At 67.2% G+C, this 23,512-nt stretch carries 24 protein-coding genes; 14 read left to right on the forward strand and 10 right to left on the reverse strand.

Annotated elements, in window-relative coordinates:
* The first annotated feature begins 48 nt into the window (after window positions 1-48).
* Window positions 49-951 (forward strand): RNA polymerase sigma factor RpoH, encoded by a 903-nt coding sequence (rpoH, locus tag NDB2M1_RS07440; RefSeq protein ID WP_072381021.1) that lies wholly within the window; start codon window positions 49-51, stop codon window positions 949-951.
* 235 nt (window positions 952-1,186) lie between these two features.
* Here the strand turns inward: rpoH and NDB2M1_RS07445 are convergent, their stop codons facing one another.
* On the reverse strand, window positions 1,187-1,942 hold the full coding sequence (locus NDB2M1_RS07445; RefSeq protein ID WP_072381023.1) for an SDR family oxidoreductase: 756 nt from the start codon (window positions 1,940-1,942) through the stop codon (window positions 1,187-1,189).
* A 107-nt stretch (window positions 1,943-2,049) separates the two neighbouring features.
* Between NDB2M1_RS07445 and NDB2M1_RS07450 the strand changes: the two genes are divergently transcribed.
* From NDB2M1_RS07450 to NDB2M1_RS07460, 3 genes are all read left to right on the forward strand, one after another.
* Window positions 2,050-2,424 carry a winged helix-turn-helix transcriptional regulator gene (locus NDB2M1_RS07450; protein ID WP_072381025.1) on the forward strand — a complete coding sequence of 125 codons (375 nt, stop codon included), beginning with the start codon at window positions 2,050-2,052 and terminating at the stop codon, window positions 2,422-2,424.
* Between the two features lie 88 nt (window positions 2,425-2,512).
* Window positions 2,513-3,247: a monofunctional biosynthetic peptidoglycan transglycosylase gene (gene mtgA, locus NDB2M1_RS07455; protein WP_072381027.1), complete on the forward strand. Its 735-nt coding sequence runs from the start codon at window positions 2,513-2,515 to the stop codon at window positions 3,245-3,247.
* Between the two features lie 52 nt (window positions 3,248-3,299).
* Window positions 3,300-3,653, forward strand: coding sequence for a putative quinol monooxygenase (locus tag NDB2M1_RS07460; RefSeq protein ID WP_072381029.1), 354 nt, complete (start codon window positions 3,300-3,302; stop codon window positions 3,651-3,653).
* On the opposite strand, the gene NDB2M1_RS07465 is transcribed toward NDB2M1_RS07460, so the two are convergent.
* The gene (locus NDB2M1_RS07465) at window positions 3,650-4,435 is read right to left on the reverse strand and encodes a metallophosphoesterase family protein (protein ID WP_054121557.1); all 786 of its coding nucleotides are present in this window, start codon (window positions 4,433-4,435) and stop codon (window positions 3,650-3,652) included. The genes NDB2M1_RS07460 and NDB2M1_RS07465 overlap by 4 nt on opposite strands.
* A 170-nt stretch (window positions 4,436-4,605) precedes the next feature.
* Between NDB2M1_RS07465 and NDB2M1_RS07470 the strand changes: the two genes are divergently transcribed.
* Together NDB2M1_RS07470 and NDB2M1_RS23310 are read left to right on the forward strand one after the other, a co-directional pair.
* The gene (locus tag NDB2M1_RS07470) at window positions 4,606-4,824 is read left to right on the forward strand and encodes a hypothetical protein (RefSeq protein ID WP_072381031.1); all 219 of its coding nucleotides are present in this window, start codon (window positions 4,606-4,608) and stop codon (window positions 4,822-4,824) included.
* A gap of 63 nt (window positions 4,825-4,887) precedes the next feature.
* Entirely contained in the window at window positions 4,888-5,022 is a 135-nt protein-coding gene (locus NDB2M1_RS23310) for a hypothetical protein (protein ID WP_256374886.1), read from the forward strand.
* A 16-nt stretch (window positions 5,023-5,038) separates the two neighbouring features.
* Here NDB2M1_RS23310 and NDB2M1_RS07475 read toward each other — a convergent pair whose 3' ends face one another.
* Complete coding sequence (locus NDB2M1_RS07475; RefSeq protein ID WP_054121559.1) at window positions 5,039-5,725, reverse strand: SIMPL domain-containing protein; 687 nt, start codon at window positions 5,723-5,725, stop codon at window positions 5,039-5,041.
* 171 nt (window positions 5,726-5,896) lie between these two features.
* On the opposite strand from NDB2M1_RS07475, the gene NDB2M1_RS07480 reads away from it, so the two are divergent.
* Entirely contained in the window at window positions 5,897-6,334 is a 438-nt protein-coding gene (locus tag NDB2M1_RS07480) for a VOC family protein (RefSeq protein WP_072381676.1), read from the forward strand.
* A 46-nt stretch (window positions 6,335-6,380) separates the two neighbouring features.
* On the opposite strand, the gene NDB2M1_RS07485 is transcribed toward NDB2M1_RS07480, so the two are convergent.
* From NDB2M1_RS07485 to NDB2M1_RS07495, 3 genes are all read right to left on the reverse strand, one after another.
* Complete coding sequence (locus NDB2M1_RS07485; RefSeq protein WP_072381033.1) at window positions 6,381-9,440, reverse strand: efflux RND transporter permease subunit; 3,060 nt, start codon at window positions 9,438-9,440, stop codon at window positions 6,381-6,383.
* Entirely contained in the window at window positions 9,437-10,522 is a 1,086-nt protein-coding gene (locus NDB2M1_RS07490; protein ID WP_072381678.1) for an efflux RND transporter periplasmic adaptor subunit, read from the reverse strand. The genes NDB2M1_RS07485 and NDB2M1_RS07490 overlap by 4 nt, the downstream gene beginning before the upstream one ends.
* 86 nt (window positions 10,523-10,608) lie before the next feature.
* On the reverse strand, window positions 10,609-11,241 hold the full coding sequence (locus NDB2M1_RS07495) for a TetR/AcrR family transcriptional regulator (RefSeq protein WP_072381035.1): 633 nt from the start codon (window positions 11,239-11,241) through the stop codon (window positions 10,609-10,611).
* Window positions 11,242-11,289: 48 nt separating this feature from the next.
* On the opposite strand from NDB2M1_RS07495, the gene NDB2M1_RS07500 reads away from it, so the two are divergent.
* Together NDB2M1_RS07500 and NDB2M1_RS07505 are read left to right on the forward strand one after the other, a co-directional pair.
* On the forward strand, window positions 11,290-12,738 hold the full coding sequence (locus NDB2M1_RS07500; RefSeq protein WP_072381037.1) for an efflux transporter outer membrane subunit: 1,449 nt from the start codon (window positions 11,290-11,292) through the stop codon (window positions 12,736-12,738).
* A 101-nt stretch (window positions 12,739-12,839) separates the two neighbouring features.
* Window positions 12,840-13,748 carry a L,D-transpeptidase family protein gene (locus NDB2M1_RS07505; RefSeq protein ID WP_253185809.1) on the forward strand — a complete coding sequence of 303 codons (909 nt, stop codon included), beginning with the start codon at window positions 12,840-12,842 and terminating at the stop codon, window positions 13,746-13,748.
* Here NDB2M1_RS07505 and NDB2M1_RS07510 read toward each other — a convergent pair.
* Window positions 13,745-14,650, reverse strand: a complete 906-nt coding sequence (locus NDB2M1_RS07510) for a LysR family transcriptional regulator (RefSeq protein ID WP_072381042.1) — start codon at window positions 14,648-14,650, stop codon at window positions 13,745-13,747. The genes NDB2M1_RS07505 and NDB2M1_RS07510 overlap by 4 nt on opposite strands.
* Window positions 14,651-14,748: 98 nt before the next feature.
* Between NDB2M1_RS07510 and NDB2M1_RS07515 the strand changes: the two genes are divergently transcribed.
* From NDB2M1_RS07515 to NDB2M1_RS07535, 5 genes are read left to right on the forward strand one after another with little or no spacing between them, the layout of a single operon-like run.
* The gene (locus NDB2M1_RS07515) at window positions 14,749-16,845 is read left to right on the forward strand and encodes a malate synthase G (RefSeq protein ID WP_072381044.1); all 2,097 of its coding nucleotides are present in this window, start codon (window positions 14,749-14,751) and stop codon (window positions 16,843-16,845) included.
* 16 nt (window positions 16,846-16,861) lie between these two features.
* Window positions 16,862-18,355, forward strand: a complete 1,494-nt coding sequence (locus tag NDB2M1_RS07520; RefSeq protein WP_072381046.1) for an FAD-linked oxidase C-terminal domain-containing protein — start codon at window positions 16,862-16,864, stop codon at window positions 18,353-18,355.
* Window positions 18,355-19,482 carry an FAD-binding protein gene (locus NDB2M1_RS07525; protein ID WP_072381048.1) on the forward strand — a complete coding sequence of 376 codons (1,128 nt, stop codon included), beginning with the start codon at window positions 18,355-18,357 and terminating at the stop codon, window positions 19,480-19,482. The genes NDB2M1_RS07520 and NDB2M1_RS07525 overlap by 1 nt, the downstream gene beginning before the upstream one ends.
* Entirely contained in the window at window positions 19,460-20,761 is a 1,302-nt protein-coding gene (gene glcF / locus NDB2M1_RS07530) for a glycolate oxidase subunit GlcF (RefSeq protein ID WP_072381050.1), read from the forward strand. Before NDB2M1_RS07525 ends, glcF begins: the two co-directional genes overlap by 23 nt.
* 5 nt (window positions 20,762-20,766) lie before the next feature.
* Window positions 20,767-21,198, forward strand: a complete 432-nt coding sequence (locus NDB2M1_RS07535; protein ID WP_072381052.1) for a GlcG/HbpS family heme-binding protein — start codon at window positions 20,767-20,769, stop codon at window positions 21,196-21,198.
* Here the strand turns inward: NDB2M1_RS07535 and NDB2M1_RS07540 are convergent.
* The 3 genes from NDB2M1_RS07540 to NDB2M1_RS07550 all read right to left on the reverse strand — a co-directional run bounded on the left by NDB2M1_RS07540 (window position 21,173) and on the right by NDB2M1_RS07550 (window position 23,443).
* Window positions 21,173-22,180: a pyridoxamine 5'-phosphate oxidase family protein gene (locus tag NDB2M1_RS07540; RefSeq protein ID WP_072381054.1), complete on the reverse strand. Its 1,008-nt coding sequence runs from the start codon at window positions 22,178-22,180 to the stop codon at window positions 21,173-21,175. The genes NDB2M1_RS07535 and NDB2M1_RS07540 overlap by 26 nt on opposite strands.
* 62 nt (window positions 22,181-22,242) lie before the next feature.
* The gene (locus tag NDB2M1_RS07545; protein ID WP_072381056.1) at window positions 22,243-22,863 is read right to left on the reverse strand and encodes a glutathione S-transferase family protein; all 621 of its coding nucleotides are present in this window, start codon (window positions 22,861-22,863) and stop codon (window positions 22,243-22,245) included.
* Between the two features lie 115 nt (window positions 22,864-22,978).
* A complete protein-coding gene (locus NDB2M1_RS07550) occupies window positions 22,979-23,443 on the reverse strand; it encodes a nuclear transport factor 2 family protein (RefSeq protein WP_072381680.1) in 465 nt (154 codons plus the stop codon).
* Between the last annotated feature and the right edge of the window lie 69 nt (window positions 23,444-23,512).

Here is a 23,512-nt window from a genome sequence, read left to right on the forward strand (position 1 = left end):
TCGCGCCCCCTCCCTCTCCCAGCGGGCGCGGCGAAAGGATGTGTTCTGGTGTCTGAGAAGAAATCGACCGCGCTGGTCCCTGCCCTTGGCGGCGGTGAAGCGGGGCTCAATCGCTATCTCGCCGAGATCCGCAAGTTCCCCGTGCTCACGGCCGAGCAGGAATACATGCTCGCCAAGCGTTATCAGGAGCATGGCGATCCGGAGGCCGCTGCGCAGCTGGTGACCAGCCACCTGCGGCTCGTGGCCAAGATCGCCATGGGCTATCGCGGCTATGGCCTGCCGGTCAGCGAGCTGATCTCCGAAGGTAACATCGGCCTGATGCAGGGCGTCAAGAAGTTTGAGCCCGACCGCGGCTTCCGCCTCGCGACCTATGCGATGTGGTGGATCAAGGCTTCGATCCAGGAGTTCATCCTGCGCTCGTGGAGCCTCGTGAAGATGGGCACCACCGCGGCGCAGAAGAAGCTGTTCTTCAACCTCAGGCGGATGAAGAAGAACCTTGAGGCGTTCGAGGATTCGGATCTGCATCCGGACGACGTGAAGAAGATCGCGACCGACCTCGGCGTGTCCGAGACCGAAGTCGTCAACATGAACCGGCGCATGATGATGGGCGGCGATGCCAGCCTCAACGTCTCGGTGCGCGAGGACGGCGAAGGTTCGTGGCAGGACTGGCTGGTCGACGACAGCCCGCTTCAGGACGAGACCGTGGCCGACGCCGAGGAAGCGCATCTGCGCCATGCCCTGCTGGTCGAGGCGATGGACAGCCTTTCAGAGCGTGAGCGTCATATCCTGACCGACCGGCGCCTGATCGACGAGCCCAAGACGCTGGAGGAACTGAGCCAGGTCTACAACGTCAGCCGCGAACGCGTGCGCCAGATCGAGGTGCGCGCGTTCGAGAAGCTGCAGAAGGCGATGCAGCGCATCGCCGGCGAGCGGCATCTGCTGACGGCCTGATCGGGCGGAGTTTGGATGCAAAGGCGGCCGGGGGTGACCCCGGCCGTTTTTTGTTTGAGGAGCCCTGCGCCGTTCGTTGTGGCAAGTGGAGCGAAGCAATCCAGGGGCGCAGTGCGTGACGCTCTGGGTTGCTTCGCTGCGCTCGCAATGACGAGATGTGGGTGACGCTGTGGGTGACGACGCGGGTGACGAGGCTTGGCTGACGAGGTGGCTGAAGAAGGCCGGGTGCGGCGCTTCAGTTGTGCCCGAAATCGCGGTTCAGCACGGCGAACGCGGCGGCGTAGCGGCCTTCGGCTTCGGCATTGCGCAAGAACAGGACGTTGGGGACGAGGATTTCCGCCGGCGTCGGCTGCTGCTCGAACAGCGCCATGGTCTGGTCGATGAAGGTCTCCAGCGGCAGGTAGTTCGCGCGGGTGGACTGGCCGGGGGTGAGGTCGGTCTGCACCGCGGGCGGGGCGAGTTCGATCACTTCGACCTGGCCCGCCAACTGATGGCGCAGCGACTGGCTGTAGGAATGAATCGCGGCCTTGGTGGCGTTGTAGGTGGGCGTGACGGCCATCGGCACGAAAGCGAGACCGGAGGAGACCATAACGACGGCGGCATGGTCCTGCGCTTTGAGATGAGTGATCAGCGCATCGGTCAGGCGGATCGGAGCCGTCAGGTTGGTCGCGATCGTCGCCTCGACATCGCCCATGTCGCGCGGGGCGGTGAGGTCTTCGAAGCGCATGATGCCCGCGTTGTTGACGAGGATGTTGAGCGCGGGAAACTCGGCGGTGATGCCGGCTGCGCAAGCGATGATGGCAGCCGGGTCGGTCACGTCAAGCACGCGGGCGTGGAGATTGGGCCGGCCCGCGATGGTTTCCTCGAGGCTCGCGAGGGTGCGCCCGGTGACGATGACCGTATTGCCGGCATCGTGCCAGCGCTGGGCGAGACGGCGGCCGATGCCGGTGCCGCCGCCGGAAAGGAGGATGGTGTTGCCGGAGATCTTCATGGGCGCGAATCCAGTGCTTGCGGGGTCGATGGCGCTGTTCTAGTCCTGTGCTCTCTTTTGGAAAGTAGGCACCTTTTTGTGCGGTACTAACTGCGGAGTAAGTGTCGATGCGCAGCGAAGCGGAGGTGATGGCCGACGAGCGGGTCAGCGCGCTGGTCGATGATCTGATCGGGCGGGTGGCGGACAAGTGGACCATGCTGGTGCTTGAAGCACTGGAGGAGCATGGGCTCCAGCGCTTCACCCAGCTGGGGCGGCGCGTGCCCGGCATCAGCCAGAAGATGCTGACGCAGACCTTGCGCCAGATGGAGCGCGACGGGCTGGTCGAGCGGACGGTGCATCCGGTGGTGCCGCCGCACGTCGACTACTGCCTGACCTCGCTCGGCAGCAGCCTCAGCGAGGCGTTCTGCGGCGTGTGGCTGTGGGCCGAGGCGAATCTGCGCAAGGTGGAGGCGGCGCGGACCGCATTCGATCGGCGCGAATGATGCACAGGGAATCGACCTGCATGTGCTAGTGCAAACCCGTTCCGCACCCGATTGCAAGCCGCGCCGCGCCGGGTAATATTCGCGCCCGATGGATGATGAACTGAAACAGCTGCGGAATGAAGGCTACTTTCCCGCGCGCCGCCGCCGCCCGGGTCTGCTGTATCAATCTGCCTGGCTGCTGACACGGCTGGTCGCGGCGTTCCTGTTCCTCAGCGTGACGATGGTGGTGGTCTACCGCTTCGTGCCGGTGCCCGTCACGCTGACGATGATCTTCGATCCCAACGGCATCACCAAGGAATGGGTGCCGCTTTCCCGGATCGACCGCAACATGGTCGATGCCGCGATTGCCGGCGAGGACGGCAAGTTCTGCGAGCACCACGGATTCGATCAGGAGGCGATCCTGAAAGCATGGGAACGCAACCAGCAAGGCGGGCGCATTCGCGGCGGCTCCACGATCAGCCAGCAGACCGCCAAGAACGTGTTCCTGTGGCAGGGTGGCGGCTATCTCAGGAAGGCGCTGGAGGCCTGGTTCACCGTGCTGATCGAGACGATCTGGGGCAAGCGGCGGATCATGGAAGTCTACCTCAATGTCGCCGAGACGGGGATCGGGACTTATGGCGTCGAGGCCGGGGCGCAGCGCTATTACAGGAAATCCGCCGCGCAGCTGAGCCGGGTCGAGGCGGCGCGGATTGCTGCGGCCTTCCCGCAGCCCAAAGTGCGCGCGGTGACGGGGGCGACCGGCTTCACGCGGCGCCATGGCAACGTGATTGCCAAGCGGGTCACGACGGTGCGCGCGGACTACGACACCTGCGTTTATCAATAGGGGCGCCTCCGGGCGCACTGTGCTTGACTGGCGGGCGAGAGGAGATTTCGCCATGCCGCAGGTCGTCATCCACGCCTATCTGGAGTTTGCCGACGAGGCCACGCGGGATGAAGCGGTGCGGGCGACGGGCCCGATCCAGTGGAAGACGCGCACCGAGGAGCCCGGCTGCCTCGAGTATTGCTTTGCCGCCGATCCCTGCGTACCGAACCGGGTGACAGTGCACGAGCTGTGGGAGGACCATGCCTCGCTCGTCGCGCATTTCCAGCACACCTATTATGCGCAGATGCGCGATGCGCTCGTCGGGCTGGGGCCAACAGCGACGTGGAACCGGATGTACGAAGTGAGCCGTGATTCGCCCGTGTACCGGGCGGACGGCGCGGTGCGCACCGTCCTGTTCGACGACTAGGCCGCTTCCGCTGCCGGTTCGCCTTGCACCGAAATCAGCCAGCGCGCGGTTCCTTCGAGACCGATGGCTGAAAGCAGGCCGGAAGAATAGGCGCCCGTATCGAGACTGATGCGCAGCGGCGAGACGTGCGGGGTCTCGAGGATCGTGTGGCCATGGACGACCGCGAAATTGCGCGTTTCCGGGCCTTCGATGAACTCGCCGCGGATCCAGCGCAAGTCCGAGACCTTCTGCTCCTCGAGCGGAACGCCCGGGCGCACACCGGCATGCACGAAGACGTAGTCGCCGATCTGGATACGGTCTTCCATCGACATCATGAACTCGACATCTTCCGCCGGAACCACCTCGCGCATGATTGCGCGCAATTCCTCGAGCGTGGCGCGGCTGTAGACGTCGGGCTCGATGGGGTAGCTGAGCAAGGTTTCGCGTCCGCCATGGCGGAGGAAATGGCGCAGCGTATCATCGCGCTCGAAGCTGCCGAGGAACATTTCCTCGTGATTGCCGGCAAGGATGCGCACCTTCCGGCGCTTGGCCCATTCGCGTGCGGTGGCGATCACGCCCGCGCTGTCCGGCCCACGATCGACAAGGTCGCCAAGCAGGATGACAGTCGTATCCGCAGCGGGGCGACCGACTTCATCGGCTTCGATCCGCGCGATCATCCGGCACAGCAAGTCGTAGCGGCCGTGTATATCGCCGATCGCGTAGACGCGCTGACCGTCCGGGACCGATGGAGTCACCTCCGGCTCGGTGCGGTAGTCGAGAAGGGAACGCAGCAGTTTGAGCATCAATAACCGGCCTGACTAAAGATATATGGGCCTTCGTTTTGGCCATACAAGGCGAGCGTGTTGCATGGTGCGGAATTGCAACAGACCGTGGGAAAGGCGCGACCAGCCGTTGGCACGCTCTGGTGCGGGCGGAACGACGCGAACCACGGAACAAGGGAACCCGCATGCGTATGTCCAGCAAGGCCCTCATGGCCGCAACCTTTGCTGCCCTGTGCCTCGCCGTAGCGGCGCCCGTGCAGAACGTGCTCAACTGTAACTTCACGTCGCCCCATCGCGGCAATACCTATGTCTATGCCGAGCTGGGCTGCGCGATCCTGGGCACTCCGTTGAGCGTCCATTCGCACATCGCGCACACCGGCGGCGGCTTCCCGAAGGAATCCACCGATTAGAACGTCGGGATTACCGCAAGGTATATGAACCTCGCGCTCAATGCCTGAGTAGTCGGCACATGCATGACCCGCAGCGACTTTGCCGGGCGCGGTCTGTGCAGCCGTGCCTCCTCGCCCGCCCTGATCGCGGCGTGCTCGAACGTCTACTTCCGCACGACCAAGCCGGTCGGCGTGGTCTCGCTGACCGCCTCGTTCTGAGCCCGTTGCAGTTCGGTCAGCGCAGATAGAAATCGATCGTGGTGACGACGCGGACTTTCTTGAACGGCGTGTCCGACACACCCCAGCCGCCGCCGCCATCCCCGTCGCGCGCGCTGACTTCGAAGTAGCCCTGCGTCGCGTTCTTGATTCCGCCGACGCCGGTGCCGCTGTCTTTGGCGAACTGTTCGGCGGACCGGCGGGCGTCCTTGGTCGCCTCGGCCACCATGGCGGGCTTGATCTTGTCGAGCCCGGTGAAGGTATAGGCCATGCCGGACCCTTCCTCGAGCATCACGCCGCGCCGGACGAGGTCGAACTGGCGGCGCACGGCATCCTGCGCGCGGCGGATGTCGGTGGTGCGCAGCGCCATGCGCTGGCGGACGGTGAAACGCGTAACGCCGTTGTCGGTGCTGGTGCTGACGTTGACGCCGGTCGGCTGGAGTGCTTCGGCGGGGAAGCCGAGGCCGGCGAAGAAGGCGCGGATTTCCTGGCTGTCGTGATCGACGCTGGCCTGCGCGCTGCCCATGTCTTCGGCCGTGGCGGAGTAGGCGATGGTCCAGGTGGCGAGATCGGCGGTCACTTCGCGCTCGGCAAGGCCGCGCACGGTGACGGCACGGTCCGCCTCCCGGCTGCGGCGCAGGCCGTCGCCGAGGAGATAGCCGCCGACAACCATGCCGACCGCAAGCACGCCGGCAGCGGCCAGCATCGGGCGCGCAATGCCTGACGGGGCGAGGCGGCCAAGAAAGGATTGGGAATCGGCGGCGGGCTCACTATCGGTAGTCATGGCTGCATGGTCTCCCTGTCGGGCGTCTCGCCCTGCGATGAACTGTGCGATTCTGTCGATGAACCGAGTTTGAATGACCAAGGAGACACTACGGTGACCAAGTTCCTCCATGCGATGATCCGCGTGACCGACCCGGAGGCGACGATCGCCTTCTTCGAACTCTTCGGCGTGAAGGAAGTTCGCCGGTTCTCCAGCGAGAAGGGCCGCTTCACGCTGATTTTCCTTGCGGCGCCGGGCGAGGAAGGCGTGGCCGAGGTCGAGCTGACCTACAACTGGCCGCCCGAAGACGGCAGCGCGGGCGAAGTATACACCGGCGGGCGCAACTTCGGCCACCTCGCCTACCGGGTGAGCAACATCTACGAGACTTGCGCGAAGATCCACGCGGCGGGCCACATCATCCACCGTCCCCCGCGCGATGGGCACATGGCCTTCGTGAAGAGCCCCGACGGCATCTCGATCGAGTTGCTGCAGGATGGCCACCTCGAACCCGCCGAGCCGTGGGCGAGCATGGAGAATACCGGCAGCTGGTGAGGGCCGTTCCCCTCTCCCAACCCTCTCCCCTCAAGGGGAGAGGGCTTCAGCGCCGCACCATCCACAGCGCGTAGAGCGCGGGGAGGAAGAACAGCGTGAGGGCGGTGCCGACAAGTGTACCGCCGATCAGCACGACCGCGAGCGGGCCCCAGAAGCTGGACAGCGTCAGCGGCAGGAAGGCGAGCACGGCGGCGAGCGCGGTGAGCAGCACCGGCCGCGCGCGGCGGACGGTCGCCTCGATCACCGCTTCTTCAAGGCCCAGCCCCCGCGCGCGTTCGCTGTCGATCTGGTCGACGAGGATCAGCGTGTTGCGCATGAGGATCCCGGCGAGGCCGATCAGGCCAAGGATCGCGTTGAACCCGAAGGCGAACCCTGTGACGAGCAACGCCGGGATCGCGCCGAGCAGGCCCAAGGGAGCGGTCGCGAAGACGAGGCCGGTCATGCGGAACGAGCGGGTCTGCAGCATCAGAACGAGCAGCATGAAGCCGATCATGATCGGGAACAGCGGTGCCAGTGCGGCGTTGGCCTTGCCCGCCTCCTCGACCGAACCGGCGGTGACGATGGCATAGCCGGCGGGCAGCTTGTCGATCAGTGGTTGCAGTTTGGGCTGGATCGCTGCGGTGACGTCGGCGGGCTGGATGCCCTTGGTGATATCGGCGCGTACGGTCATTGTCGGCGCGCGGTTGCGGCGCATGAGCAGCGGGTCCTCGCTGGTGGGCACGATTTTCGCGACTTGTGAAAGCGTCACGCCTGTCCCGTTCGCCGTGCCGATAACGAGGCTGCCGAGATCGCCGAGCGCATGCCGTTCGGCGCCCGGGGTGCGCACGACGACATCAGTGGTGCGGTCGCCGTAGCGGGCCTGGCTGACGGTGGCGCCCGAGATCAGCGCATAGACTTGCCGGGAAACACTGGCCGGATCGAGCCCGAGCAGGCGCAGGCGGTCGTTGTCGAACTGAAGCGTGACGGACGGCGTGCGGTCACCCCAGTCGGTGTTGACGGCGACGGTGTTCGGGTTGGCGCGGACAACCTCCGAAACCTCGGCGGCGATGCGGCGCAGCTGGTCGGGGTCCGGGCCGGTAACGCGGAAGGCCACGGGATAGGGCACCGGCGGCCCGAACAGGAGGCTCAGCGCGCGGACGCGGGCGCCCTGGTAGGCACCTTCTGCGGCGCGCTTCTGCACCGCCAGGCGCAGCCGGTCGCGAGAGGCGGGGCTGTGGGTGAGCACGATCAGCTTGGCGAACGAAGGGTCGGCGGGTTCGGGATTGAGCGAGAGAAAGAAGCGCGGGGCGCCGCCGCCGAGGTAGCTGTTCACATAGCGCGCTTCGCCCTTCATGTCGGGCCGGGTGAGGAGATCGTGCTCGATCTTCTCGACCACGCTGCGGGTGGCAGCGAGGCTTGAGCCATGGGGATTGTAGACCTCGATCAGCAATTCCGGCCGGTCCGAGATCGGGAAGAACTGCTTGGGGATGGCGACGACAAGGAGCACGCCCGCAAGCACCATCGCGAGCACCACGCCGATGGTCAGCCGCCCGCGCTGCGCCACGCTGCGGGTGATCCAGTGGCGCAGCTGCTGGTAGCGCGGTGTTGCGTAGATGGCATCGTGGCCGCCTTCGACCGGCTTGATATCGGGCAGCAGCTTCACGCCGAGATAGGGGGTGAAATAGACCGCGACGATCCACGAGACGAGGAGCGCGAAGCCGACGATCCAGAAGATGTTGCCGGCATATTCGCCCGCGGTGGAGCGCGCGAAGCCGACGGGTAGAAAGCCGACGATGGTGACAATGGTGCCCGCCAGCATCGGCCCGGCGGTCGCACCCCAAGCGAAGGTGGCGGATTCGACGCGGCTCATGCCTTCCTCCAGTTTCACCACCATCATCTCGATCGCGATGATCGCGTCGTCGACAAGCAGGCCGAGGCTGAGGATCAGCGCGCCCAGGGTGATGCGGTCGAACTGGCGGCCGGTCATCAGCATGATCACGAAGACGGCGGCGAGCGTCAGCGGCACCGAGAGCGCGACGACGATGCCCACGCGCCAGCCGAGCGCGATGAGGCTGACGACCATGACGACGCTGAGCGCGACCGCGAATTTCAGCATGAACTCGCCGTAAGCCTCGCTGATGTTGGCGGCCTGATCGGCGACTTCGGTGACGGTGACGCCAAGCGGCAGCCTTGCGCGCACGTCCGAGAGCTTGGCACTGAGTTCGCCGCCCAGCGCGAGGCCATTGTACTTGTCCTGCATGACCACGCCGAGCATGACGGCCTCGCCGCCCTGATGGCGCACCTGATAGGTCGGCGGGTCCTCGTAGCCGCGCTTCACTTCGGCCACGTCGCCCACGTGCAGCACGCGGCCACCGGCGGCGATCGGCGTGGCGCGCACGGCATCGAGATCATCGAAGGCGCCAGTCACGCGGATCGGCACGAGGCGCGAGGAGGTCTCGAACTGGGCAGCGGGTTGGATCAGGTTCTGGTTCGCCAGCGCGCCCAGCACGGCGTCGGCGCCGAGGCCCAATGTCGCCAGCTTGCGGTTGGAAATCTCGACATAGATGCGCGGGCGCTGTTCGCCGATGAGGACGACCTTCTTGACGCCCTTGACCTGCTGGAGTTCGCTGCGGATCGCCTCGGTCCGCTCGATCAGCGCGCGGTGGGGGAGGCCCTTCGCTTGAACGGCGATGAGCGAGAAGAAGACGTCGGAATACTCGTCGTTGACGATCGGGCCGATCACGCCGCGCGGGAGATTGATCGCTTCGTCGCTCATCTTCTTGCGCGCCTGATAGAGCATTTCAGGCACCTCGCTGGGCGGCGTCTTGTCGCTGAAGACGACCGTAAGGGTGACGAGGCCGGGGCGGGCCTGCGTCTCGATGCGGTCCGACCAGGGCAGTTCCTGGATGCGCTTCTCGAGCCGGTCGGCGACCTGGTCCTGCATCTCGCGCGCGGACGCACCGGGCCAGACCGCCGTGACGGTGAGCACCTTCAGGGTGAAACTGGGGTCCTCCGCGCGGCCGAGCTGGAAGAAGGCGAAGATGCCGGCCGCCATCGCGGCAAGCAGCAGGAACAGCGTGACCGACGGTTCCTTGACCGCGATCGAGGAGAGGTTGGGGCCCTTCACCGGACTTGTCCTTCGATAAGGTGGACTTTCTGGCCGGGGCGCAGCAGCTGGCCGCCCAGCGCGACGACGCGGGTGCCGGGAGGCAGGGCTGAGGCAGGGAGGAAGGCTTCTTCTTCGGTCAGGCGCAAGGGCTGGGCCGGGCGGAAGAGCAGGCTGCGGTCGGGCTGGATGACCCACACGCCCTGGCCTTTGCCCAGATCGACCAGCGCGCCGAGCGGTACGCGGCTGGTGGCGGATGAGGCGCCGGGCAGGCGGACGGTGATGGTCGCACCGAGCGGAGCGTCTTCCGCGGCACCGGAGAGGACGTAGCGCGCGGCAAATGTGCGGGTCAGCGGATCGGCGGCCCCGGCAACCTCGCGCAAGGTGGCGGTGACGGGGGCGCTCCGACCGTAGACTGCGGCCTGCGCGGACTTCGGCAACGCGGCGAGCGCGGTTTCGGGCACGGCAACGAGCGCTTCGCGGGCGCCGCTGCGGGCGAGGCGCAGGACCGGGGTTCCGGCGGCGACGACTTGTCCGGCCTCGGCGAGCAGTTCGGTTACGATACCGTCAGCATCCGCAACCAGCACAGCATAACCGCGTTCGTTCGATGCGTTGCTGGCGGCGGCGCGGGCGGCGGAGAGCGTAGCGGCTGCAGCATCGCGCGCCGCGCGGGCGCCGTCATAAGTGGAGGGCGAGATGGCGCCGGTGGCGACGAGCGGGCGCAGGCGGGCTTCGTCTGCCGCGGTGCGTGCAGCATCGGCCTGTGCAGCGCGGACCCTGTCGGCAGCGGCGGAGGCGGCAAGGCCGAGATCGCGCGCGTCGAGCCGGTAGAGCGGCTGTCCCGCGCGGACATGGGCACCCGCATCGACGAGGCGGGCGACGATCTTGCCGGGGACGCGGAAGGCGAGCACGCTTTCAGTGCGGGCGTGGACCGTGCCGGTATAGGCTTCGCCTGCCGCGCCGCCTTCGCCTTGTGCCACCGCTGTTGCGACAAGTGGCTCGGCGGTCTGGGCGGAAGGAGCGCCCGAGCAGCCGGCGAGGAACGTGCTGCCGGCAAGCGCGGCGAAAAGGACGAAATGCCGGGATCTGGACTGCGACCGCATCAAAGCCTCCATGCCCCTCGGGGCGCTGACGACTCCGATATAGTCGCAGTGAGGCTTTTAGAAAAGATGAAAAGAAATATCGTTTTTCATTTTTCTGATTGGAGGGCGTTCAGCACGAGTCGCGTGAGCGCCGCTGTCTCGCTTTCGAGATCTGCAACGCCAAAGGTGTCGAGCATGACCGGGTGCCACACCTTGACCATCGCGCTTACCACCGTGGCCGATGTCTGCTCGAGCGGGAGGTCGGCGCGCATCACGCCCTGGCGCTGGCCTTCGGCGATGACGTGGCGGATCACGCCGTGCAGTGTGTCGGTGAAATCACGCACCGGCGGCCAGTGGCCGCGTGTGGCGGCCAGGCAAAGATCGCTCGCACGGCCACTTCGGAACAGAATGTCACTCATTTTCAGAGCGATATCACTGCAGAGCTGGCGGAACGCGGCGATCGGGTCAGCAGCGGCAGTGCGCGCGACCTGCCAGGCGGCGTCTTCCACCGTGGCGAGCGTGCGCTTGGTTACCGCCTCGTCGATCGCCTGCCGATTGGCGAAGCTGCGATAGAGATTGGCCGGCGACATGCCGAGCACGCGCGCGACGTCGGTCACCGTGACTTTCTCGAACCCCATCGCGTCATAGAGCTGCTCGGCCGCGTCAAGGATCTCGTCGCGGCGATCCACGGTCGGGCGACCAGCCTTGCGTTTTTCTGAAACAGCGGGATTGATTTTCATGAAAACGGATATATTCTTTCATCATTCACAGGTCAAGGACTCTATCCGATGCGGACTTTTCTTGCCGCAACCACTGCCCTCCTTCTGCTCGGCGCAGCAACGCCCGATGCGTTGGCTGCGTCGCACCGCGTGCCCCCGCCGCCTGCGTTGAGTACGGCGTTCCGCAATGCACCGGTTGCTGCGGACAGCGTGCCCCTTGCCGAGGGCTGGTGGAAGAGCTTCGGGGATCCGGTGCTGGACCGATTGGTGGACACGGCGCTTTCCGGCAATCTCGATATCGCCGCTGCGGCCGCGCGGCTGGAGCAGGCGGCAGCGGGGCTGAAGGCGGCCAAGGGCGCGCTGCTGCCGAAGGCCTCGCTCGACGGATCGGGCGGGTTCAAGCAGCAATCGATCGAGGACGTGCAGGGGCGCGCCTTCTCGCGTTTTCCCGGCTTCAAACGTACCGTCGAGCAATATGGCCTCAATGGCGCGGCTTCGTGGGAGCTTGATCTGTTCGGGCGGCTCTCCGCCGGGGCGCGTGCGGCGCGGGCGGAAGCAGGCGCGGCGGATGCGGGCCTTGCGGGCGCCCGGCTGACGATCGCGGCGGAAGTGGTGAACACCTACATCGACGTGCGCGCGATCGAGGCGCGGCTTGCGCTCGCCAAGGCGCGTGTCGATGCGGCACGCGACGCGGATGCGCTGCTTCGCCAGCGGGCGGAGCGCGGGGTTGCGGCGCTGACCGAGACCGACCGCAGCGGCGCGGAACTGGCGGGCGCGACATCGGCGGTGCCGGCGCTGGAAACGGCGCTGGAAGTTGAGCGAAACCGGCTTGACGTGCTGCTTGGCCGCGCGCCCGGGCAAGCTGCGGCAGAGACGGGCAGCGGCGCGATCCCCGCCGTGCGTGCACCTGCGGTGCCCGATGGTCCGGCCTCGCTGCTGGCGCGGCGGCCCGATGTGGTCGCGGCGGAGCGGCTGGTCGCGGCGAGCGATGCGCGCGTGGCCGAGGCGATCCGGGCGCGCTATCCGCGGTTCACGATATCGGGGTTTGCCGGGTTCGTCGCCAACGGGATGAGCAACCTGTTCACCGGCGGTGCTGTGCAGACAGGGGCAAGTGGGGGCTTCAGCGTGCCGGTGTTCACTGGCGGGCGGCTGCGGGCGCAGCAGAAGGCGGCCGAGGCGCGGCTCAAGGAAGCGGTGGCGCAATGGCAGCAGACGGCGCTGCAGGCTGCTGCCGAAGGCGAGAATGCGCTCCTCGCGCTGACCAAGCGCAGCGAGCAGGCCGATGCAGCAGCTACCGTCGCCGCGCGGCTGGGCGACAGCCGGCGGCGAATCGAGACAGCGTTTCGCGCCGGAGCGGTCAGCCGTGTCGAGGCGCTGAACGTGGAGCGGCAGCGGCTTGACGCCGAGGATTCCGCGATCGCCGCCAGGGCTGAAGCTGCGCGGGCTGGTGTTGCGGCATTCCGCGCGCTGGGCGGTGGCTGGCAGGCGGGCGGCGAGCGGCTGGCGCTTTCCCGTTAGGGCAGGCGGCGCGCCCCGGTGCGGCGCAAAAAGCAGTGTCGCGTAAGGTAACGATCCGTTAACCATAAACCATGGGGTGGGCTAAGGGACGAGTCTCCGTCATGACGGCAATGGCGCTGGCGCTGCTGGGATGCGGCGGGCTGGCGCTTTTCGCGTTTTCCGACCGGGCGGCCGTGGCGGCAACTCCGGTGCAGTTTGCAACGAGTGGCGCGCAATGCGGTCCCGATCCGGCGCTTGACGGTGCGCCGCAGGCGCCGCCTCCGCCGACGCCGGCGTCTGCCGCGCACCGGGGGGTGCTGATCGTGGTGAGCATCGCGTCGCAGCGGCTCTTCGTGTTCAAGGATGGCGCGGAGTGGGGCTCGACCACTGTCTCCACCGGGAAGCGCGGCTATGGCACGCCGGCAGGGACGTTCACGATCCTGCAGAAGCATGTGAAGCATCGCTCGCGCACCTATGGCAACGCGCCGATGCCCTATATGCAGCGGCTGACCTGGCGCGGGGTGGCACTCCATGCCGGGCGGGTGACAGGCTATCCGGCCTCGCACGGCTGCATCCGCCTGCCGATGGACTTCGCGCGGCAGCTCTATGCGCTGACCAATCCAGCTTCCACGTCGGTGGTGATCCTGCGTGAGCCGTTGGCCTATGCCGAAGCCGCGAAGAGCGCGGCGCTGGGGCTGCCTCCGCCGTTTCGCGAACCGCCGGTGCGGCAGGCCTATTTGCCCCCGCCGATGGATGCACCCAAGCCCGTACATGGACCCGCGCCGCAGCCAGTTCAGGGCCAGCGCCAGACGATCCAGCTGGCCGCAACGCCCGATGTCGAGGGCGCGGACGACCTGTGGCAGGAGCTCTCGGAAAGCGAACCGGAACTGCAGGCGCTCGATCCGGTGATCATTCCCGCGGTGGTCCGCCAGATGCAGGTCTACCGGCTGCGCGCCTCCGGGCCGGATGCCTTTGCGATCTGCTCGCGGCTGACGGCGCGGGGGATCGCCTGCATGAAAGTCACCGCCTAGAAATCTGGGGCCTGACCAAGGCCGCTGCCCGCCTGCAGGTGGGCGCCAAGATGCGCGATAAAGGCTTCGATCCGCGCAGGCAGGGCGGGCGTTGGCGCATGGACGGCGTAGATGCCGACATCCTGCGAGCCTTGGTATTGCGGGAGGACGCGGGCCAGAGCGCCTGATTCCAGCGCTTCGTGCACATCCCACAGCGAGCGCAGCGCGATGCCGCAACCGCCAAGCGCGAGTTCGCGCACGACTTCGCTGGAATTGGTGCGGACGTGGCTCTGGCCGGAATGCGTGACGGTGCCTTCGGGGCCATCGAGCTGCCAGGGGAGCTGGCTGACGGTGGCCAGCACGCGGTGGTGCCGCAGGTCTGCCAAGGTCTTTGGCGTGCCGAACTGGGCGAGATAGGCGGGCGCGGCGCAGAGCACGCGGTGGCTGGTGCCGAGGCGGTGGCCGACAAGACCGTTGCCGATCCGCGCGCCGATGCGGATGGCAAGGTCGCAGCTGCCGTCGAGCAGGTCGGCGAACTCGTCGGAGAGATCGAGCTGGAGGCGGACGTCCGGATGGGCTGCGAGGAAGGTGGGCACGTGGGGGACGACATGCATGCGGCCGAACGAAGTGGGGGCGGTGACGTTGAGAGGGCCGCGCACATGGGCGTGGCGACCGCTGACGCGCTCTTCGGCGGCCTTGAGACTGGTGCGCAACGGAAGCAGGGCATCGTGCAGGTCCTGCCCGGCCGGGGTGAGCGCGAGGCGGCGGGTAGTGCGGTTGACGAGGCGGGCGGAGAGACGCTCCTCGAGGCGGACGAGGCGCTTGGAAAGCGCGGCGGTGGAAATGCCGCGCGCGCGGGCCGCAGCGGAGATCGAGCCGGCTTCGACGATGCCGAGGAAGAGATCGTAGTCGGGATCGAACATTGTTAACCTGCAGGATAAGCTGCGTTGAATTATTTCCTTCTACCGCATGAGCAGGTGCGGGCCTAGGGAGAGGCAACAGATTTTCAGGAGTCGGTGCGATGAGCGGATATGTCGAGCGTTCGGGGCTGCAGGTGGCGGAGAGCCTTGCCTCATTCATCGAGGCGCGCGCACTGCCGGGGACGGGGCTGACGGCGGATGCCTTCTGGGCCGGAGCGGCCGATGTCTTCGCGAAGTTCGCGCCGCGCAATGCCGCGCTCTTGGCGAAGCGCGAGGACCTGCAGACGAAGATCGACGCCTGGCACAAGGCGCGCGCCGGACAGCCGCAGGACATGGCGGCCTACAAGGCGTTCCTGACCGAGATCGGCTATCTGGTGCCGGAGCCCGCGCCGTTTTCGGTCTCGCCGCAGAACGTTGACGCGGAACTGGCGACCACCGCAGGGCCGCAACTCGTGGTGCCCATCCTCAATGCGCGGTTTCTGCTGAATGCGGCGAATGCGCGCTGGGGCAGCCTCTATGATGCGCTCTATGGCACCGATGCCATTCCGGGCGCGGCGGCGGGCAAGGGCTATGATCCGGTGCGCGGCGCAGAAGTTATCAAGTGGGCCAAGGCGTTTCTGGATCAGGCGGTACCGCTGGCTTCGGGCTCGTGGACGGACTGGACCGGCGGCGAACCGGCGCTGATGGACGCAGGCCAGCTGGTCGGCAAGGCCGGCGCAAACCTGCTGTTCAAGCACAATGGCCTCCACATCGAAGTGGTGATCGATCCCGCTCATTCTATCGGCAAGGATGATCCGGCAGGCATCGCCGACGTCGTGCTGGAAGCGGCGATTTCTACCATCTGCGACTGTGAGGATTCGGTCGCGGCGGTGGATGCCGAGGACAAGGTCATGGCCTATGCCAACTGGCTGGGGCTGATGCAGGGCAATCTCGAGGACACCTTCGAGAAGGGCGGTGAAATGATGACGCGGCGGCTGAATGCGGACCGCGTCTATACCGCGACTGATGGCAGCCCGCTGACGCTGCACGGCCGCTCGCTGCTGCTGGTCCGCAATGTGGGCCACCTGATGACCAATCCGGCCGTGCTGCTGCCGGGCGGCGGCGAGGCGCCTGAGGGTATCCTAGACGGCATCGTCACCAGCCTGATCGCGATGCATGACATCAACGGGGCGCGCCGCAACAGCCGCACCGGCTCGGTCTATATCGTGAAGCCGAAGATGCATGGGCCGGAAGAAGCCGCCTTCGCCAACGACCTGTTCGATGCGGTGGAGGACTTGCTCGGCCTCGCGCGCCACACCCTCAAGATCGGCGTGATGGACGAGGAGCGCCGCACCAGCGCGAACCTTGCCGCCTGCATCCACGCGGTGAAGGACCGGATCATGTTCATCAACACCGGCTTCCTCGATCGCACCGGCGACGAGATGCACACCTCGATGCAGGCCGGGGCGATGCTGCGCAAGGGCGACATGAAGACGACTCCGTGGATCACTTCCTACGAGGATCGCAACGTGCAGATCGGCCTCGCTTGCGGGCTTTCGGGCAAGGCACAGATCGGCAAGGGCATGTGGGCAATGCCCGACCGCATGGCTGACATGCTGGTGCAGAAGGTGGGGCACCCCAAGACCGGCGCGAACACCGCATGGGTGCCTTCGCCGACCGCCGCGACGCTGCATGCCACGCACTACCACAAGGTCGACGTGTTCGCCCGGCAGGTGGAGCGCCGCGCGGAAGGCATCGCCAGCCTCGATGCGCTGCTGACCATTCCGGTGGCGGCGGGGCAGAACTGGTCGGAAGCGGATATCCAGGCCGAGATCGACAACAATGCGCAAGGGATTCTGGGCTATGTCGTGCGCTGGGTCGATCAGGGGATCGGCTGCTCCAAGGTGCCCGATATCAACGACGTCGGCCTGATGGAGGACCGCGCAACGCTGCGCATTTCGAGCCAGCATATCGCCAACTGGCTGCTGCATGGAGTGGTGACGCCGGAGCAGGTCGATGCCGCCCTGCTGCGCATGGCTGCCAAGGTCGATGCGCAGAACGCGGGCGATCCGCTCTACAAGCCGATGGCGAGCGATCCCGAAGGCAGCTTGGCCTTTCAGGCGGCGCGGGCGCTGGTGTTCGATGGTGTATCGCAGCCGAGCGGCTATACCGAACCGCTGCTGCATGCGTTCCGCCAGAAGGTGAAGGCAGCCGCCTGAGCCGGAGACCCCGCCGATGTCGATTGCCATGCCGGTGCCCGATGCCGAGACGCTCGCCAAGCGCGAGCGGATCGCGCGGGCGCTGCGGGCGATCGTGCCGGGAGAAGGCGTGATCGATGCGCCCGAGGCGCTGCGGCCGTGGGAATCGGATGGGCTGACCGCCTATCGCCAGCCGCCGATGCTGGTGGTGCTGCCCGAAACGACAGCGCAAGTCTCTGCCGTGCTCAAGTGGTGCCATGCCGAGGGCGTGAAGGTCGTGCCGCGCGGGGCGGGGACTTCGCTATCAGGCGGCGCGCTGCCGCTGGCGGATGCAGTGCTGCTGGGGCTGGGCAAGTTCAAGCGCGTGCTCGAGGTGGATTACGAGGACCGCGTGGCGGTGGTGCAGCCGGGCGTTACCAACCTTGCGATCACGCAGGCGGTGGAGGGGCGCGGGTTCTACTATGCGCCCGATCCTTCGAGCCAGATTGCCTGCACGATCGGCGGCAATGTCGCGGAGAATTCCGGCGGGGTGCACTGCCTGAAATATGGCCTGACAACCAACAACGTGCTGGGCGTCGAGATCGTGATGATGGACGGTGAGATCGTCCGCCTCGGCGGTCGGCATCTCGATCCTTGCGGGCTTGATCTTTTGGGCGTGGTGGTGGGCTCGGAGGGGCTGCTGGGCGTCGTCACCGAAGTGACGGTGCGCATCCTGCCCAAGCCCGAGACCGCGCGCGCGGTGCTGGTGGGCTTTCCCGATGCAGAGCAGGCGGGTGCCTGCGTCGCGCAAGTGATCGCCGAGGGGATCATCCCGGCGGGCATGGAAATGATGGACCGGCCTGCGATCCACGCGGCGGAGGCCTTCGTGCAGGTCGGCTATCCGCTCGATGTGGGGGCGCTGCTGATCGTCGAGGTCGATGGCCCGGCGGCGGAGTGCGATTTCCTGATCGGAGAGATCGCGCGGATCGCCGGCGCGAACGGCGCGGTCACCTCCCGCGTTTCGGAGAACGAGGCGGAGCGCATGGCGTTCTGGGCCGGACGCAAGGCGGCGTTTCCGGCGGTGGGGCGGATTTCGCCGGACTACCTCTGCATGGACGGGACGATCCCGCGCCGCCGCTTACCCGACGTGCTGCGGCGGATGGAGGAGCTTTCTGCCGAGTATGGCCTGCGGGTGGCCAACGTTTTCCATGCGGGCGATGGCAACCTGCATCCGCTGATCCTCTACGATGCCAATGTGCCGGGCGAGCTCGACAAGGCGGAAGCGTTCGGCGCGGACATCCTGCGGCTCTGCGTTTCGGTCGGCGGGGTGCTGACGGGCGAGCATGGGGTGGGGATCGAGAAGCGCGATCTGATGCCGGAGATGTTTTCCGAAGCCGATCTCAAGCAGCAGCAGCGGGTGAAGTGCGCGTTCGATCCGGAGTTGCTGCTCAATCCGGGCAAGGTGTTTCCGGTGCTGCACCGCTGCGCCGAGCTGGGGCGGATGCACGTCCACCACGGCGCGCTGCCGCATCCCGAGCTGCCGAGATTCTGATGCTGGAGCCAAGGGACGCGGCAGAACTCGCCGAGATTGTCGCTGATGCGGCGGCGCGCGGGCGAAAGCTGGAACTTCGTGGCGGCGGTACCAAGGCGGATTTCGGCGCGCCGCGTGAGGCGGTGGTGGTCTCGCTGGCGGGGCTGACGGGTGTGGTCGATTATGATCCGGCCGAACTGGTGCTGACGGTGCGGGCTGGCACCCCGCTTGCCGAAGTGCAGGCGCTGGTCGCGGCGGAAGGGCAGATGCTGGCGTTCGAACCTTGGGGCGAGCCGGGGGCGACCATTGGCGGGACCATTGCGGCTGGCGTGGCAGGCTCGCGGCGGGTGACGGCGGGCAGCGCGCGTGATCATCTGCTGGGGCTGATGGCGGTTTCGGGGCGCGGCGAGGTGTTTGTCGCGGGGGCCAAGGTGGTCAAGAACGTGACCGGCTATGACCTGCCCAAGCTCATGGCCGGGTCGTGGGGCCGGATCGGGGCGATGGCCGACCTGACTGTCAAGGTTCTGCCGGTCCCTCGCGAGGTGGTGACGCTGGCGGCGCGCGGCCTGTCACCCGAGGCAGCGCATGCCGCGATGGCCTGTGCGCTGGGGAGCAATGCCGAGGTTTCGGCGGCGGCGGCGCTTTCTGACGGCACGGTGCTGCTGCGCGTCGCAGGTTTTGCGCCATCAGTCGCGGCGCGGTGTGCGGCGCTGCCGGGATTGCTGGCGGGGCATTGCGGGTTGGCTCGGCTCGAGGATGCCGCGCCGCTTTGGCAGCAGGCGATGACCGGCGAGGGGTTGAAGGGCGCGGTGCGCTGGGACGTTCATCTGCCGCCGCGCGCTGCGCCCGCGCTGATTGCGGCGCTGCCCGCTGGTGCGGAGTGGGCAATGGATTGGGGTGGTGGACGCGTCTGGGTATGCTGCGATGCCGAAGATGATGCCGTACGCCAGCTTGCGGCGGGGTTGGGCGGTGAGGCGCGGCTGGTTGCAGCGCCCGAGGCCATGCGCGAACGGGTCCCGGCATTCCACCTTCGCGCAAAGGGTGTGGCGGCACTAGAAGCTCGCGTTCGCCGCTCGTTCGATCCTGCCGGGGTGTTCGTCACCGGCCGTTTTCCGGAGGACGCGGATGCAGACGCAGTTCTCGCCTGAGGCGCTCGCCGATCCGGCGATGGCAACGTCCGAGGGCGTGATCCGCAAGTGCGTGCACTGCGGGTTCTGCACCGCGACGTGCCCGACCTACGTGCTGCTCGGCGATGAGAACGACAGCCCGCGCGGGCGGATCTATCTCATCAAGGACATGCTCGAAAACCAGCGCGAGCCGGGGCCGGAAACGGTCAAGCATGTCGACCGCTGCCTTTCCTGCCTTGCCTGCATGACGACCTGTCCTTCGGGCGTGAACTATATGCACCTCGCCGATCACGCGCGGGCCTATATCCACGAGAACTACCGGCGGCCCTGGCCAGAACGGGCGATGCGGCGGTTGCTGGCATGGGTGCTGCCCTATCCGGGGCGGATGCGGCTGGCTCTGGAGCTGGCGCCACTGGGGCGCCCGCTGGTGCCTTTGATGAAGCGTTTGAAGGCGCTGCGCCCGCTGGCGGCGATGGTTGCGCTGGCGCCGGCGCGCGTTCCGGCGCCAGTGCTGGTCCAGCCCGCGCGGCGTGCCGACGCCAAGGGCCGCGTCGCGCTGCTGCAAGGCTGCGCCGAGCCGGTGCTGAGCCCGCAGGTGCGCGCGGCGACGGTGCGGCTGCTGGAGCGGGCAGGGCGGGAAGTGGTTTTTGCGCAGGGCGAGGGCTGCTGCGGCGCGCTGGTGCACCACATGGGGCGGGAGAGCGATGCGCTCGAGGCGGCCCGGCGCAATGTCGATGCCTGGATGCGCGAGATCGAGGGCAAGGGCCTCGACGCTGTCATCATTACAACCTCGGGCTGCGGCACCACGATCAAGGACTATGGTCACATGCTGCGCGCCGACTCCGCCTACGCGGAGAAGGCGGCTCGGGTGAGCGCGCTGGCGATGGATGTCAGCGAGTATCTGGCCAAGGTCGGGCTTCCTGTCGCTACCCCGCGCGGGATGACCGTCGCCTATCACCCGCCCTGTTCGCTGCAGCATGGGCAGAAGGTGACCGAAGCGCCGAAGCGGCTGCTGGCCCTTGCGGGTTATACCGTGCGGCTCCCGGCTGAGGCACACCTGTGCTGCGGATCGGCGGGCACCTACAACATCCTCCAGAGCGAACTGGCCGGCCAGCTCGGCGCGCGCAAGGCCGAGCGGCTGGCTGCGCTGGAGGCGGACGTCATCGCCACCGGCAACATTGGCTGCGCGGTGCAGATTTCGAAACATTCGGGCCTGCCCGTCGTCCACACAATAGAACTGCTCGACTGGGCGACCGGCGGGCCAAGACCACAAGCACTGAAACACCTTCCCCAGGAGTAACTGCAATGACCCGTATTACCCTTGATCAGGCCCAGACCATCGTCTCGGGGGCCATCAGGGAAGCGCGCGCGCTCGGCCTCAAGCCGATCAGCGTCGCTGTGCTCGATGCCGGCGGCCATATGATCGCCTTCGGGCGGGAGGACGGCTCGTCCAACCTGCGCCCGCAGATCGCGACCGCGAAAGCCTCCGGCGCGCTGGCGCTGGGTGTTTCCTCGCGCACCATCGGCGAGATGGCGATCGAGCGGCCGACGTTCGTCAACGCGGCGGCGGGCCTCAATCCGGCAGGCATCGTGCCTGCAGCGGGCGGCGTGCTGGTGCGCGCGGATGGCCCAGATGCCGGAGCCGTGATCGGCGCGGTGGGCGTGACGGGCGATACCAGCGACAACGATGAACTCGCCGCGCTGGCCGGCATCAAGGCCGCGGGGCTGGCTGCATAGAGGCCGACGCAGCGGCGGTTTCCCAGTCGCCGGTCGCAAGCGCTTTGGGTGACCAGCCGTCCTCGCGCATCACCCAGCGCAGCGGCAATGCATCGCGCCTGCGGACCATGCGCCGCGTGCGGAAACGCCAGAACCGTTCGGCGCCCTCGAAAGTTGCGACTTTGGAGGCGTCGTGCACCAGTTCGGCGTCGCCGGAAAGCTGCAGCAAGTCGCCCGTCTCGAAGCTGGCGAAGACGAGGCCCGCCTTGCCGTTGGTGAGGATGTTGCCGAGCGTGGAGAAGAACTTGTTCCCGGCGAAATCGGGGATCGTCAGCGTGGCATCGGCATCGACGCGGACGAAGCCTGCTTTGCCGCCGCGATGCGACACGTCGACCCGGCGCACGCCCTTGTCGGGGTCTGCGTAGGACGCGACGAAAAAGGTGTCGGCTGCGGTGATGGTGCGGCGCGCTTCTGCATCGAGCGTGGCGGCGGTCTCGACCGCACCGGTGGATACCTGCTGCGGATCGCGGACGAAGGCGTAGTCGCGCAGCTGGATGTACTGTGGGCAGTTGCCGAAGCTTTCCTCGACCGCGACGGCCATCTGGTCCTCGCCAAGCGCCGCGAGCCTCCCGTTCAGCCGATTGCGGCGGCGGGTGTGGAGTTCGATGCCCAGCAGGCCGACCGGGTCTCCCGCCAGCATGCCGCTGCGCGCCGGATCGCCGTTGTCCGGCGGCAGGCGCATGTGCAGCGCATCGTCGGTGGGCGCGGCAAGGAAGCCGGGCTGGCCGCAGAGCAGCGTTGCCCAGGCATCACCTTCGGCGTCGACGCTGCCAGCGACGATGAAGGGTAGCTGCGCGTAGAACGCGCGGTGCTGATCGAGCAGGAAGCGGCGGATCACGCGGCTGCCGAGATCTGCCATCCGCTCCGCCGCGCCTATGCGGGCCTGCAATTCGCGTTCGCCGGCGTGCCAGGGGCCGGGACCGGTGTTCGGGTCATCGCTCATCGGTCGGTTCCTTGGCGGCATGGGGATCGGGGCGCACCGCGATGGATGCGCCCCGTCCGGGGTCAGGTGGCGGCAGAAAGCCCCACCGCGGTTTCGGCAAAGGGAGTGAAGCCCGGCAGCGCCTCGATCCGCCGCAGGAACGAGCGGACGAGGGGGTAGGCGGCAAGGTCAACGTTGCCTTCGGGCGCGCGGGCGACATAGCTGTAGATCGCGACGTCGGCGATGGTCGGATGGTCGGCCACCAGCCAGTCCCGCCCCGCCAGCGCGGCTTCGAGCCTTGCGAGCAGGACATGGGCGCGGGCGATCACTTCATCGGGGTTGTACTTGGCGCCGAAGATGGTGACGAGCCGCGCGGCCGCCGGGCCAAAGGCGACATCGCCCGCCGCAACCGAGAGCCAGCGCTGCACGCTGGCGGCACCGGCGGCATCCTCCGGCAGCCAGTCGGTCCGGCCGGTCTTGCGCGCAAGATAGACGAGGATCGCATTCGAATCCGCAATCACCGTGCCGTCGTCGTCGACCAGCACCGGCACCTGGCCGAAGGGATTGAGCGCGAGGAAGGCGGGCTGCTTGTGCTCGCCGGTCTTGAGATCGACTTCGATCAGTTCGGGTGCAAGGCCGAGCAGGGAGGCGAACAGGCGGGCGCGGTGCGAGTGGCCCGAAATGGGGTGGTGATAGAGCTTCATGGGATTGTTCCTTTTGACGGGCGCAAGCTCTCGGTCCCCGCCGCACGGCGCGGCGGGGCGAATGGGCTCGCATTTGGGGGAGGTGCCGGCGCCGGATCAGGCCCGGCGGTTGGCGTCAGAAACCGAAGTGGCTGAGGCCCGGATGGTCGTCGGGCCGGCGGCCGAGCGGCCAGTGGAACTTGCGGTCGGCTTCGGTGATGGGGTGCTCGTTGATATTGGCAAGGCGGCGCGCCATCAGGCCGTCGGCGTCGAACTCCCAGTTCTCGTTGCCATAGGCGCGGAACCAGTTGCCGCTGTCGTCGCGGTATTCATAAGCGAAGCGCACCGCGATGCGATTGCCGCTGTGCGCCCAGACTTCCTTGATCAGCCGGTAGTCGAGCTCGCGAGTCCATTTGCGGGTGAGGAAGGCCTCGATCTCGGCGCGGCCCGAGATGAACTCGGCGCGGTTCCGCCATTGGCTGTCGGGCGTGTAGGCGAGGGCGACGCGCGCCGGGTCGCGGCTGTTCCAGCCATCTTCGGCCAGCCTTGCCTTCTCGGCGGCAGTTGCGTCGGTGAACGGGGGCAGCGGGGGGCGGCTCATGTGATGTCTCCTCGGCGGGTAACCGGTCTGTCCGGCTGAAAGCGGATTAGGGCATTCACGCTGACGGGA

It is taken from the genome of Novosphingobium sp. NDB2Meth1, from assembly GCF_900117425.1.
In the GTDB taxonomy this organism is placed as follows: Bacteria; Pseudomonadota; Alphaproteobacteria; order Sphingomonadales; family Sphingomonadaceae; genus Novosphingobium.

Bases quoted from the DNA above. Each gene is read 5' to 3' on its own strand.
- NDB2M1_RS07445 (WP_072381023.1), bottom strand. From the start codon at position 1,942: ATGAAGATCTCCGGCAACACCATCCTCCTTTCCGGCGGCGGCACCGGC.
- NDB2M1_RS07450 (WP_072381025.1), top strand. From the start codon at position 2,050: ATGCGCAGCGAAGCGGAGGTGATGGCCGACGAGCGGGTCAGCGCGCTG.
- mtgA (WP_072381027.1), top strand. From the start codon at position 2,513: ATGGATGATGAACTGAAACAGCTGCGGAATGAAGGCTACTTTCCCGCG.
- NDB2M1_RS07460 (WP_072381029.1), top strand. From the start codon at position 3,300: ATGCCGCAGGTCGTCATCCACGCCTATCTGGAGTTTGCCGACGAGGCC.
- NDB2M1_RS07465 (WP_054121557.1), bottom strand. From the start codon at position 4,435: ATGCTCAAACTGCTGCGTTCCCTTCTCGACTACCGCACCGAGCCGGAG.
- NDB2M1_RS07470 (WP_072381031.1), top strand. From the start codon at position 4,606: ATGTCCAGCAAGGCCCTCATGGCCGCAACCTTTGCTGCCCTGTGCCTC.
- NDB2M1_RS23310 (WP_256374886.1), top strand. From the start codon at position 4,888: ATGACCCGCAGCGACTTTGCCGGGCGCGGTCTGTGCAGCCGTGCCTCC.
- NDB2M1_RS07475 (WP_054121559.1), bottom strand. From the start codon at position 5,725: ATGCTGGCCGCTGCCGGCGTGCTTGCGGTCGGCATGGTTGTCGGCGGC.
- NDB2M1_RS07490 (WP_072381678.1), bottom strand. From the start codon at position 10,522: ATGCGGTCGCAGTCCAGATCCCGGCATTTCGTCCTTTTCGCCGCGCTT.
- NDB2M1_RS07495 (WP_072381035.1), bottom strand. From the start codon at position 11,241: ATGAAAATCAATCCCGCTGTTTCAGAAAAACGCAAGGCTGGTCGCCCG.
- NDB2M1_RS07500 (WP_072381037.1), top strand. From the start codon at position 11,290: ATGCGGACTTTTCTTGCCGCAACCACTGCCCTCCTTCTGCTCGGCGCA.
- NDB2M1_RS07505 (WP_253185809.1), top strand. From the start codon at position 12,840: ATGACGGCAATGGCGCTGGCGCTGCTGGGATGCGGCGGGCTGGCGCTT.
- NDB2M1_RS07510 (WP_072381042.1), bottom strand. From the start codon at position 14,650: ATGTTCGATCCCGACTACGATCTCTTCCTCGGCATCGTCGAAGCCGGC.
- NDB2M1_RS07515 (WP_072381044.1), top strand. From the start codon at position 14,749: ATGAGCGGATATGTCGAGCGTTCGGGGCTGCAGGTGGCGGAGAGCCTT.
- NDB2M1_RS07520 (WP_072381046.1), top strand. From the start codon at position 16,862: ATGTCGATTGCCATGCCGGTGCCCGATGCCGAGACGCTCGCCAAGCGC.
- NDB2M1_RS07525 (WP_072381048.1), top strand. From the start codon at position 18,355: ATGCTGGAGCCAAGGGACGCGGCAGAACTCGCCGAGATTGTCGCTGAT.
- glcF (WP_072381050.1), top strand. From the start codon at position 19,460: ATGCAGACGCAGTTCTCGCCTGAGGCGCTCGCCGATCCGGCGATGGCA.
- NDB2M1_RS07535 (WP_072381052.1), top strand. From the start codon at position 20,767: ATGACCCGTATTACCCTTGATCAGGCCCAGACCATCGTCTCGGGGGCC.
- NDB2M1_RS07540 (WP_072381054.1), bottom strand. From the start codon at position 22,180: ATGAGCGATGACCCGAACACCGGTCCCGGCCCCTGGCACGCCGGCGAA.
- NDB2M1_RS07545 (WP_072381056.1), bottom strand. From the start codon at position 22,863: ATGAAGCTCTATCACCACCCCATTTCGGGCCACTCGCACCGCGCCCGC.
- NDB2M1_RS07550 (WP_072381680.1), bottom strand. From the start codon at position 23,443: ATGAGCCGCCCCCCGCTGCCCCCGTTCACCGACGCAACTGCCGCCGAG.